Below are 11,864 nucleotides of genomic sequence, written 5' to 3' on the forward strand. Positions count from 1 at the left end.
ACTCACGCGTCGCCCTCCAGTTCGCCTTCGAGCTGGAGGTACGTCTCCCGCAACCGGTCGAGCGTCGCGGACTCCGGCTCTGCCCAGAGCCCCCGCTCGGCCGCCTCAAGCAGCCGCTCGCTGATGCCGCGCAGAGCCCAGGGGTTGGACTTCTCCATGAACTCCCGGTTCTCGGGAGAGAAGACGTACTCCGCCGCCAGCCGCTCGTACATCCAGTCGTCCACGACACCCGCCGTGGCGTCGTAGCCGAACAGATAGTCGACCGTCGCAGCCATCTCGAAGGCGCCCTTGTAGCCGTGCCGCCGCATCGCCGCCATCCACCTCGGGTTGACGACCCGGGCACGGAAGACCCGGTGCGTCTCCTCGCCCAGCGTCCGCGTCTTGACCTGGTCGGTCATCGCGCTGTCGCCGACGTACGCCTCCGGGGAGACCCCGGTCAGGTGGCGGACCATGGCGACCATGCCGCCGTGGTACTGGAAGTAGTCGTCCGCGTCGACAAGGTCGTGTTCCCTCGTGTCGACGTTCTTCGCCGCGACCTGGATCCGCCGGAACGACGCCTCCATGTCGCCGCGCGCCGCGCGCCCGTCCAGCCCGCGCCCGTACGCATAGCCGCCCCACACCGCGTACACCTCGGCCAGGTCCGCGTCGCTGCGCCAGTTGCGGGCGTCGATCAGTGGCAGCAGCCCGGCACCGTAAGCCCCCGGCTTGGAGCCGAAGATACGGGCGGTCGCCCGGCGCCGGTCGCCGTGTTCGGCGGTGTCCTCGTCGGCATGCGCACGCACGAAGTTCTGCTCGGCCGGCTCGTCCAGCTCGGCGACGGCCCGCACCGCGTCGTCGATGAGCGCGACGACATGGGGGAAGGCATCGCGGAAGAACCCGGAGATGCGCACGGTGACGTCGATACGCGGCCGGGCCAGCTCCTCAAGGCCCACCACCTCGAAGCCCGTCACCCGCCGTGAAGCGTCGTCCCACACGGGGCGGCAGCCCAGCAGCGCCAGGATCTCGGCGATGTCGTCGCCCTGCGTGCGCATGCAGGATGTGCCCCAGACCGTCAGCCCGACCGACTTCGGGTACGCGCCCGTGTCGGCCAGATGCCGGGCCAGCAGCGAGTCGGCCAGCGCCGTGCCGACGTCCCAGGCCAGCCGTGACGGGATGGCCTTCGGGTCGACGGAGTAGAAGTTGCGCCCGGTCGGCAGGACGTTGACGAGCCCACGGGTGGGGGAGCCGGACGGTCCCGCCGGTACGTAGCCGCCGCGCAGCGCGCGCAGGATGTTGTCGATCTCGTCGGTCGTGCGGGCCAGGCGCGGGACGACCTCCTCGGCCGCGAATTCCAGCACGCGCACGGCGTCCGGCACTTCACGCCCGCCGAGGGCGTCGGCGACGACCTGGCCGGCCGCCTTGCGCTCCCAGCCGCCCGCCTCCATGGCCTCGGCGAGCCGCCGCGCGAGCGCCTCCAGCAGGTCGATGGCATCGGACGCGGTCCGGGCGGGGCCGTCCGCCAGCGCGCTCAACTCAGTCGGCACCGCCACCCGCGCCCCCGGCTCGGCAAGCAGCGACTTCTCCTCCAGCCCGAAGGAGGCCGCCAGCGCCGCCCGCAGCCCCGGCAGAGCGCCTCCCACCCCGCCCCAGACCTGGGACGAACGCAGCACGGCGAGCACCAGGTTGACCCGCGCCTCGTCGACCGGGCCGCCGCCGAGGATGTGCAGGCCGTCGCGGATCTGGACGTCCTTGATCTCGCAGAGCCAGCCGTCGATGTGCATGACGAACTCGTCGAAGGCGTCGTCGTCCGGCTGGTCGTCGACATGCAGGTCGTGGTGGAGCTCGGCGGCCCGCACCAGCGTCCAGATCTGGCTGCGCACGGCGGGCGCCTTCGTCGGGTCGAGGTCGCTCACCAGCGCGTACTCGTCGAGCAGTTGCTCCAGCTTCGCCAGATCGCCGTACGAGTCGGCGCGCGCCATCGGCGGCACGAGGTGGTCCACGACCGTCGCGTGGCCGCGCCGCTTCGCCTGGGTGCCCTCGCCCGGGTCGTTGACGATGAAGGGGTACACCAGGGGCAGCTCGCCGAGCACGGCGTCCGGGGCGCAGCCGGAGGACAGGCCGAGGCCCTTGCCGGGCAGCCACTCCATGGTGCCGTGCTTGCCCATGTGCACGATCGCGTCGGCGCCGAACGACAGCTCCAGCCAGCGGTACGCGGCCATGTAGTGGTGCGACGGCGGCATGTCGGGGTCGTGGTAGATCGCGATCGGGTTCTCGCCGAAGCCGCGCGGCGGCTGGATCATCACCACGACATTGCCGAACTGCAGCGACGCCAGCACGATGTCGTCGCCGTCGACATACAGGTTGCCCGGCGCCTCGCCCCAGTGGTGCAGCATCCCCTCGCGCAGCCCGGCGTCGAGCCCCGCGAACCACCGCTGGTAGTCCGCGAGCGGCACGCGCGCCGGGGCGGAGGCCAGCTGCTCCTCCGTCAGCCACTCCACGTCATGGCCACCGGCGGCGATCAGCCGGTGGATCAGCTCGTCGCCGTTGTCCGGGTAGGAGTCGACGGCGTAACCCGCCTCGCGCAGCGCGTCCAGCAGCCGCACCGCCGAGGCCGGGGTGTCCAGGCCCACCGCGTTGCCGACCCGCGAGTGCTTGGTCGGATACGCCGTGAAGACCACCGCCAGCCGCTTCTCCGCGTTCGGCTTGTGCTTCAGCGCGGCATGCCGCACCGCGATGCCCGCCACGCGCGCCGCCCGCTCGGGATCGGCCGCGTACACCGGCACCCCGTCCGGCCCCTCCTCCTTGAAGGAGAACGGCACGGTGATCAGCCGCCCGTCGAACTCGGGGATCGCCACCTGCATCGCCGCGTCCATCGGCGACAGCGCCGCGTCCGACGCCTCCCACGCCGCCTGCGACGAGGTCAGGCACAGCCCCTGCAGCACCGGTACGTCCAGCTCCGCCAGCGCGCCGATGTCCCACGCCTCGTCGTCCCCGCCGGCGCTGGCGTCGCTCGCCCGCGTACCGCCCGCAGCCAGCACCGTGGCGACGATCGCGTCGGTCCGGCCCAGCAGCTCGTACAGTCCGTCATCCGCGCCCCGCAGCGAACCGCAGTACACCGGCAGCGCGTTGGCGCCCTTCGCCTCGATCGCCTCGCACAGCGTGTCGACGAAGGCCGTGTTCCCCGACAGCTCGTGCGCCCGGTAGAAGAGCACACCGACCGTCGGCCGGCCCTCCTCGAACGCGTACGAGCCGTGCGTCCCGAAGTCCGGCATCGCGGCGGGTGGCTCGAAGCCCTCACCCGTCAGCAGCACGGTGTCCGACAGGAACCGGGTCAGCTCCCGCAGATTCTCCGGCCCGCCCTGGACCAGATACCGCAGCGCCTCCGCCACCACGCCCGCCGGGACGGACGACTCGGCCATCAGCTCGGCGTCCGGCACGGCCTCACCGGAGAGCAGCACGGTGGGAATCCCGGAAGCGCGCAGGGCCGCGAGCCCGTCCTCCCAGGCGCGCTTGCCGCCGAGCAGCCGTACGACCGCGATGTCGGCGCCCGCCAGCAGCGCCGGCAGCTCGTCGGCGACACCGACCCGGGTCGGGTTGCCGATCCGGTACGCCGCGCCGGAAGCGCGGGCCGCCAGCAGGTCGGTGTCGGCGGTGGACAGCAGAAGTACGGTGCTCACGGTGCCCCCGGGGCTACGAAGGGGAGGCCGGCGGGTGCGCCGTCCTCGATCAGGCGCATCAGCGCGTCGGTGTCGGCGTGCTCCTCGATCAGGTCGCCGAGGCGGTCCAGTTGCTCCTCGCGCAGCGCGTTGAACGCGGTGTCGGGCGCCGGTACGAAGCGCCGCCCGGCGGCCTGGGCCACCCGGCGCAGAAAGGCGCGCCGGAAACCGTCGCTCTCCAGCGAGCCGTGCCAGTGCGTGCCCCAGACCGCCCCGACCCGGCAGCCGTCCAGGAAGGTCTCGTCCCCACCGCGTACATCGGCGACCCCATGGTGGATCTCGTACCCCTCCACCCGCTCCCCGTACGCCTTCCCGGAGGGGCGGGCGAGAGTCTTCTCCGGCGCGAAGCGCACGCGCACCGGCAGCAGCCCGAGCCCGTCCACCGTCCCGGCCCGCGACTCGATCTCGTCCTCGATCGACTCGCCCAGCATCTGGAAGCCGCCACAGATCCCCAGCACCGGCCGGCCCTGGGCCACCCGCCGGTCTATGGCCTCCGCCAGCCCGCGCGCCCGCAGCCACGCCAGTGCCTTCACCGTCCCGCGAGTCCCCGGCAGCACCACCAGATCCGCGTCCGCCAGCTCCTCCGGCCGGTCCGCGAACCGCACCACCACCCCCGGCTCCGCCGCCAGCGCGTCCACATCCGTGAAGTTCGACATCAACGGCACCGCCACCACGGCCACCCGCAGCACATCCTCGCCGTACGGTGGCGCCGCGCTCCGCTCCCGGGCGATCTCCAGCCCGTCCTCCTGGTCGATCCCCAGTCCCTGCCGGTGCGGCAGCACCCCGTAGAACCGCCGCCCGGTCAGCCCGCGCAGCATCTCCAGCCCCGGCTCCAGCAACGACACATCGCCCCGGAACTTGTTCACGATGTACCCCGCCACTAGCGCCTGGTCCTGCGCGCTCAGCAACGCCGTCGTCCCGAAGAACGACGCGAACACCCCGCCCCTGTCGATGTCCCCCACCACGACCACCGGCAGCCGCGCGGCACGCGCAAGCCCCATGTTGACGATGTCCCCCTGCCGGAGGTTGATCTCCGCCGGGCTGCCCGCCCCTTCGCAGATCACCGCGTCGTACTGCCCCCGCAGCTCCTCCAGGCAGCCCACCACCGTCTCCAGCAACTGCGCCCGCCGCCCGTTGTGATAGCCACGCGCGCTCATCTCCCCGACCGGCTTCCCGAGCAGCACCACCTGGCTGGTGCGGTCCCCACCGGGCTTGAGCAGCACGGGATTCATCAGTGCCGTCGGCTCCACGCGTGCGGCCTGTGCCTGCATGGCCTGCGCACGCCCGATTTCGGCGCCTTCCCGGGTCACATACGAGTTCAGTGACATGTTCTGCGCCTTGAACGGCGCGACGGAGACGCCCTGACGGGTGAGCCACCGGCAGATGCCTGCGGTTACGACGCTCTTGCCGGCGTCGGAGGTGGTCCCAGCAACGAGAAGAGCCCCGCTCATGAGCGACCTCGCCAATCAGCCCGTCCGGCGTTTGAGGACCGGGGTCTGGGGCGGAGCCCCAGCGGGGTCCGGGGCGGAGCCCCGGTTTCGGGAAGGGGCGGGGTGGGGGACAGAACGCCCCACGCCAGCCGCCCACCCACCGCAGCCGCCAACGCGAGCGCGCTCACGCGCCACGAAAGCCGCACCGCCCGCTCTATATCGCGCACCTCAACCGCCCGGTTGCCCCCACCGAGCACGGGCCGGTGCTCAACCCGCCCCCCATACGCCAGCGTCCCGCCCAGCCGCACGCCCAACGCCCCCGCGAACGACGACTCGACCGGCCCCGCGTTGGGGCTCGGGTGCTTCGCACCGTCCGTACGCCAGGCCCGCCACGCCCCCCGGCGGTCCGGCCCGGCGAGCACCGTCAGCGCGGCCGTCAGCCGCGCACCCGGCCACCCGGCCACGTCGTCCAGCCGGGCCGAGGCCCACCCGAACCGCCGGAAGCGCGGCGACCGGTGCCCGACCATCGCGTCCAGCGTGTTGACGGCCCGGAAACCGACCAGCCCCGGTACGCCGGCCACGGCGCCCCATACGAGCGCGCCCACGACGGCGTCGGACGTGTTCTCGGCCACCGACTCCACCACCGCCCGCGCGATCTCCCGCTCGTCCAGAGCCTTCGGGTCCCGTCCGCAAAGATGCGGCAGCCGTTCCCGCGCCGCGGCCAGGTCCCCGGCCTCCAGCGCCGCGCCCACCGTCCGGGCCTCGCGCCGCAGCGAAGTGCCGCCGAGCACCGCCCAGGTGGCGGCCGCGGTGAGCCCGGCGGACGCGGTGGGGGAGGAGCGTACGGCCCGTGCGCCGAGCACGGCGGCGCCCACCGCGCCGCCCGCGCACAGCGCGGTGTAGAGCGCGCCCCGGCCCCGGCTGTCACGCCAGAGCCGCTGTTCCAGCAGCCCGGCGGCCCGTCCGAAAGCGGCGACGGGGTGCCCGCGCCGGGGGTCGGCGAACGTGAGGTCGGCCAGCCAGCCAAGTGCCGCGCCACAGGCGAAGACACCGGCGCCGACCGGCGCGATGCGATCCGCTGCCATGGGATCAGCCCGCCGTGGCGGGGTCGTGCGAACGGCGGCTGCCGCGCATGGCTGATGTCCTCACTCAGGGTCCGCGCCCTGGTTCGACTGTGACCGGTGGCGAGAGTCTCCTGGCTCCCGGATCGGCACACCTCCGGCCTTCCAGCCCGCGTACGGGCCGTGGCCGAGTGCGGAGGTGCACTCCCCGGTGACAGTGGCGGGACCGCGCCGGATTCACACCGGACTTCCTCTCCTGCCGCCGCTTGGCATCCGCAACTCCACCACGTGCGCCAATGCCCGTCAACTCACCCTTGACCTGCAAAGGAAGATGTGTGAATCCACACACGAGCGCACAAACGAGCGGGGCACGGACCAGGTCCGTGCCCCGCTCGTACAGGTGCCGTACTGCCGTACTGCGTCAGCTCACGATCAGGAAGATCCCGTACGCCACTGCCGCCGCGCACAGCGCGAAGGCGGCGTATGCGCCCGTACGGGCCACCGTCGCGCCCTCCTTGGCGAGGCCGACGATGCCCAGGGAGAAGAGGCCGACAAGGCCGACGGTGACGGCGAGGCTGACTCCGAAGACGGAGCCGAGGGCTGCCCAGTCGATGCTCATGATGCTGCTGTCCTTAGAGGGTGGTGGTCTGGGCGGCGGGCGCGGCCGGTGTCGTCGGCGCCGCGACCGGGGCCGGGATGGTGGCTGTCAGCGGGCCGGCCGGCGGCGGAGTGACGGCGGCGATGGCGGTGGTGACGACGCCGGGCGCCTCCGCCTCCACCTCGTTGACGTTGGTGTGGTCGACCGGCTTGCGCCGCGCCGCGACCCAGATGGTCGCGCAGGCGGCGGCCGCCAGGGCCGCGACGACGCCGACGCCCCAGTCGCCCTGGTCGGCCAGCAGCGCGGCGCCGGCGGCGGCGAGGCCGGCGGCCGGCAGCGTCAGCGCCCAGGCGACGAGCATGCGGCCGGCGGTGCTCCAGCGGATGACGCCGCCCTTGCGGCCGAGACCGGCGCCCATGACGGAGCCGGAGACGACGTGCGTCGTGGAGAGCGAGAAGCCGAGGTGGGAGGAGGCGAGGATCACCGTCGCGGCGCCCGTCTGGGCGGCGAAGCCCTGCGGGGGCTGGATGTCGGTGATGCCCTTGCCCATGGTGCGGATGATCCGCCAGCCGCCGATGAAGGTGCCGAGCGCGATGGCGAGACCGGCCGAGACGATGACCCACAGCGGCGGGTCGGCGTCGGGGGCGATGACCTTGCCGGTGACGAGGGCGAGGGTGATCACGCCCATGGTCTTCTGCGCGTCGTTCGTGCCGTGCGCCAGCGAGACCAGGCCGGCCGAGGCGATCTGGCCGGCGCGGTAGCCCTTGGCGGTGGCCTTGGGGTCGGCGTCGCGGCCGATCCGGTAGGTGAGGCGGGTCGCCAGCAGGGCGGCGATACCGGCGACGACCGGGGCCGCGATGGCCGGGATGAGCACCTTCTCGGCGACCGCGTCGCCGTTGACCCCGGACAGGCCGACGGAGGCGATGGTGGCGCCGATCAGACCACCCATCAGGGCGTGCGAGGAACTGGAGGGCAGACCGAGGTACCAGGTCACCAGGTTCCACAGGATCGCGCCGACCAGACCGGCGAAGATCACTTCCGGCTGGACGCCGGCGCTCTCGTCGATGATGCCCTTGGAGATGGTCAGGGCGACCTCGACGGAGATGAAGGCACCGACAAGATTGAGGCCGGCGGACATGGCCACCGCCGTCTTGGGCTTGAGCGCGCCAGTGGAGATGGTGGTTGCCATCGCATTGGCGGTGTCGTGGAAACCGTTCGTGAAGTCGAACACGAGAGCGGTAACGATCACGATTCCGATCAGGAGCGTGATGTGTTCCATTTACCCAGGCAATCGTTCGATCGGACAGTGGCGGTGGCGACCGTACGTAATCCGGGTGAACGGAAGGTTAACTAGGGGCGGCTGGGTGGTGGCGGGTCTCTATGAGGCCGCGCGGAGGCCCTGTCAGAGCACTAGGGCCTGTCTTGTGGATCTCCGCGGCGTCGCGCGCCCTGGCACGCACGCTCGCGGCGTTGTCGTCGGTCAACGACGCTCCGCGTCGCTTCCCTCCTCCGCCTTGCGATCGCACGCACCAGACCCCGCTCCTTCCCCACGGAGATCCACAAGACAGGCCCTAGTGCCGCCCCGACACCCGGTCCGCGAGCTGCGCCACCCGGTCCGTCTCCGCGCTGCGTCCGGCCAGCTCACGGCGGTCCGCACCGCGGTACGCCGCGTACATCCCCTGCACCCCGAGCCAGCGCAGCGGCTCCGGCTCCCACTTGCGCACCCGGTGCCCCACCCACGGCAGCGCGGTCAGCGCCGTCCCGTGCGCCTGGCCCGAGTCCAGCTGCACGAGATCGCGCAGCGTGCGCGCGGCGAGGTTCGCCGTCGCCACCCCGCTGCCGACATAGCCGCCCGCCCAGCCGAGCCCGGTCGAGCGGTCCAGCTCCACGGTCGCGCACCAGTCGCGCGGCACACCCAGGACGCCCGACCACGCGTGGTCGATGGCGACCCCCGCCGTCGCCGGGAAGAAGCGGACCAGGATGTCGCGCAGCGCCTCGATGGTCGCGGGCTGCGTACGCCCGTCGTTGTCCGTGCGCGAGCCGAAGCGGTACGGCACGCCCCGGCCACCCAGCGCGATCCGGTCGTCGGCGGTGCGCTGCGCGTACATGTAGGCGTGCGCCATGTCGCCGAGGGCCTCGCGGCCCTCCCAGCCGATGGTCCGCCAGACGTGCTCGGGCAGCGGCTCGGTCGCGATCATCGAGGAGTTCATCGGCAGCCAGGTCCGCTTCTGGCCCTTGACGGAGGCGGTGAAACCCTCCGTGCAGCGCAGCACATACGGCGCGCGCACCGTTCCGTACGCCGTGATCGCGTGCTTCGGCTGGATCTCGGTCACCGGGGTCGACTCATGGATCACCACCCCCGCGGCCTCCACCGCCCTGGCGAGCCCCTGCAGCAGCTTCACCGGATGGATGCGCGCCCCGTGCGGGGTCCAGGTGCCGCCCACCGTGCCGGCGATCCGGATCCGCTCGGCGGACTCGGCCGCGCCCAGCAGCAGCCGGTCCTTCTCGCCGAAGGCGACCTCGGCCTCGTGGAAGGCCTTCAGCCGGGCCAGCTGCGCGGGGGAGTACGCCACCTCCAGCACGCCGCCCTTGTGGACGTCCGCGTCGATGCCCTCCTCGGCGGCGACCCGAACCACCTCGTCCACGGTGTCGTTCATGGCCCGCTGCAGCGCGGCGGCGGCCTCGTGGCCGTGCAGGCGCGCATACCGGTCGCGGCCCGCGATGCCGTTGTAGAGCCAGCCGCCGTTGCGGCCGGAGGCGCCGTAGCCGCAGAACTTCTGCTCCAGGACGACGATCCGCAGGAAGGGCACGGCCTTCTTCAGGTAGTACGCGGTCCACAGACCGGTGTACCCGCCGCCGACGATGCACACGTCGGCGGTCATGTCGCCGGGCAGCGGCTCGCGCGGTGCGGGAATGCCCTCCTGTGCGTACCAGAAGGAGATTCCGCCGTTGACGGTGGTCATTTGAGCCCCTGCAATTCGTATGACTGATCGATGCGGACCGATTGGCGGGACGTTACTGCGCCCCGGGAGGGCGCGGCAACGACCAACCTGTCAGGATCAGGGACTGGAGGTGCGTCGGATGTCAGAGCAGGACCGTCCGGAGGTACAACAGGACGTGCAGGACGCCTGGTCGGCGCTCGTGGCCACGGCTCTGCGTTCGGTCGAGGACGGGCTGGTGGTCGGCACGTCCGGCAACGTCTCCGTCCGGGTCGGCGACCTGGTGCTGGTGACGCCGACCGGCGTCCCCTACGACCGCATCGGTCCCCACGACATAGTCGCCGTGGACCTCGACGGCAAGCAGGTCATGGGCACGCTCCGCCCCAGCAGCGAACTCCCCATGCACCTCGCCATCTACCTCCACACCGACGCCCACGCCGTCGTCCACACCCACGCCGTCCACGCCACCGCCGTCTCCACCCTCCTCTACGAACTCCCCGCCATCCACTACATGGCCGCCGCCCTCGGCGGCAAGATCCGCGTCGCCGACTACGCCACCTACGGCAGCGAGCAGCTCGCCGCCAACGTCCTCCACGCCTTGCGCGAGCGCACCGGCTGCCTCATCCGCAACCACGGCACCATCGTCTACGGCGACGACCTCGACCAGGCCTACGACCGCACCGCCCAGCTCGAATGGATGTGCCAGGTCTGGCTCGCCGCCCGCTCGGTCGACGGCTTCTCCCCCTCCCTGCTCTCCAAGCGCGAACTGGCCCGCGTCGCGGAGAAACTCCGCGACTACGGCCAGCCCAACCAGCCCGATCAGCCCGACGAGGGCCCGCCCGGCGTGTGAGGGCAGACGCTGAGGCGCCGCCCACTGGCAGGCCCCGCATCCCCGCCCGACACTGGAGGGGATGCGCCTGCGAACCGCGGCCGCCATGGCCGCCACGACAGCGATAGGTGCCGGCGCAGCCGCCGTCGCGGCCGGCCGGTACGCATCCGACTTCGCGCTCAAGCCCTCCCGGGACGGCGCACAACCGGAAGCCCCGCTGACCGTGCACGCCGCGGACGACAGCCACGTCACCCTCACCCGCACCCTCGCCTCCGCCCGCCCCGGCGTCTACGGCCTGTGCGGCTCCTCAGGCTCGTCCGGCTCACCCGGCTCCTCCGGGGATGTGCACGCCACCGTCGGCGACGTCCTGTCCACCGCCCCGGACTCCGTGACCCGCAGCCTGCGCCGCACCCCGGGCACCCCGCGCGGCAGGCTCACGCCCGGTGCGGCGGTCCGGCTCACCCCGCAGGCCTACGCGGGCGACCCGCGCGAAGCCCTCGGCCTGGATTTCGACGAGGTCCGGATCCCGGGCGAGCTCGGACCGCTGCCCGCCTGGTTCCTCCCCGGCGCCCGCGATGTCTGGGTGATCACCGTGCACGGCCTCGGCACCACCCGTGAGCACCCCCTTGTCGTCATGGCCGCCCTGCACCACCGGCGGCTCCCGGTGCTGAACATCACCTACCGCAACGACGCCGGCGCCCCCCGCTCGCCGGACGGCATCGGCCACCTCGGGGACACCGAATGGCGCGACCTGGACGCAGCCATGCGCTATGCCGTCCGGCACGGGGCCCGCCGTGTACTCCTCTACGGCTGGTCCACCGGCGCCACGATGGCGCTGCGCGCCGCGGACCACTCCCCGCTGAGCGACCGCGTCAACGGCCTGATCCTCGATTCGCCCGTCCTGGAATGGCAGACCACGCTACGGGCGTCCGCCGCGGGTCACGGCGTCCCCGGCCTGCTGCTGCCCCTGGCCGTGCGCGCCGCCGAAGGCCGCACCGGGCTGCACGCCGCACGCCTCGCCGACTCCGCCGAGCCGGCCCGCCTGCGCGTCCCCACCCTCATCTTCCACGGGCCCGACGACACCCTCGCACCCTGGGCCCCCTCCCGCCGCCTGGCCGCGGCCCGCCCTGACCTGGTCTCCCTGCACTCCTTCCCCGGCGCTCCGCACGCCGCCATGTGGAACCGCGACCCCCACCGCTACGAGGAGACGCTGCGCCGCTTCGTCATCCCGCTGGTCTGACAGCGCTGGTCCGAGAGCCCGGGCAAATCGTCGCTGCTCAGCGCAAATCACGTGCCGCCGAGGCGCCTCGCG

Annotated in this window: 8 protein-coding genes and 1 riboswitch; of the genes, 2 read left to right on the plus strand and 6 right to left on the minus strand. The window is 72.6% G+C overall.

Going from position 1 to position 11,864, the window contains the following annotated elements:
* Window positions 1-2 precede the first annotated feature (2 nt).
* From cobN to OG607_RS36155, 6 genes are all read right to left on the minus strand, one after another.
* Complete coding sequence (gene cobN, locus OG607_RS36130; protein ID WP_405732692.1) at window positions 3-3,656, minus strand: cobaltochelatase subunit CobN; 3,654 nt, start codon at window positions 3,654-3,656, stop codon at window positions 3-5.
* Entirely contained in the window at window positions 3,653-5,146 is a 1,494-nt protein-coding gene (locus OG607_RS36135; protein ID WP_405732695.1) for a cobyric acid synthase, read from the minus strand. The genes cobN and OG607_RS36135 overlap by 4 nt, the downstream gene beginning before the upstream one ends.
* Window positions 5,143-6,210, minus strand: coding sequence for a cobalamin biosynthesis protein (locus OG607_RS36140; RefSeq protein WP_405732698.1), 1,068 nt, complete (start codon window positions 6,208-6,210; stop codon window positions 5,143-5,145). The genes OG607_RS36135 and OG607_RS36140 overlap by 4 nt, the downstream gene beginning before the upstream one ends.
* 103 nt (window positions 6,211-6,313) lie before the next feature.
* Window positions 6,314-6,441: riboswitch (cobalamin riboswitch) on the minus strand.
* 166 nt (window positions 6,442-6,607) lie between these two features.
* Window positions 6,608-6,805, minus strand: a complete 198-nt coding sequence (locus tag OG607_RS36145; protein WP_405732701.1) for a hypothetical protein — start codon at window positions 6,803-6,805, stop codon at window positions 6,608-6,610.
* 13 nt (window positions 6,806-6,818) lie between these two features.
* Window positions 6,819-8,063 (minus strand): anion permease, encoded by a 1,245-nt coding sequence (locus OG607_RS36150; RefSeq protein WP_405732703.1) that lies wholly within the window; start codon window positions 8,061-8,063, stop codon window positions 6,819-6,821.
* A 292-nt stretch (window positions 8,064-8,355) separates the two neighbouring features.
* The gene (locus OG607_RS36155) at window positions 8,356-9,747 is read right to left on the minus strand and encodes an NAD(P)/FAD-dependent oxidoreductase (protein WP_405732705.1); all 1,392 of its coding nucleotides are present in this window, start codon (window positions 9,745-9,747) and stop codon (window positions 8,356-8,358) included.
* A 118-nt stretch (window positions 9,748-9,865) separates the two neighbouring features.
* Here OG607_RS36155 and OG607_RS36160 point away from each other — a divergent pair, with 118 nt between their 5' ends.
* Window positions 9,866-10,573 carry a class II aldolase/adducin family protein gene (locus OG607_RS36160; protein WP_405732708.1) on the plus strand — a complete coding sequence of 236 codons (708 nt, stop codon included), beginning with the start codon at window positions 9,866-9,868 and terminating at the stop codon, window positions 10,571-10,573.
* 61 nt (window positions 10,574-10,634) lie between these two features.
* Window positions 10,635-11,792 carry an alpha/beta hydrolase family protein gene (locus OG607_RS36165; RefSeq protein ID WP_405732710.1) on the plus strand — a complete coding sequence of 386 codons (1,158 nt, stop codon included), beginning with the start codon at window positions 10,635-10,637 and terminating at the stop codon, window positions 11,790-11,792.
* Window positions 11,793-11,864: the final 72 nt, after the last annotated feature.

It is taken from the genome of Streptomyces sp. NBC_01537 (genome assembly GCF_045040445.1).
Lineage (GTDB): Bacteria > Actinomycetota > Actinomycetes > Streptomycetales > Streptomycetaceae > Actinacidiphila.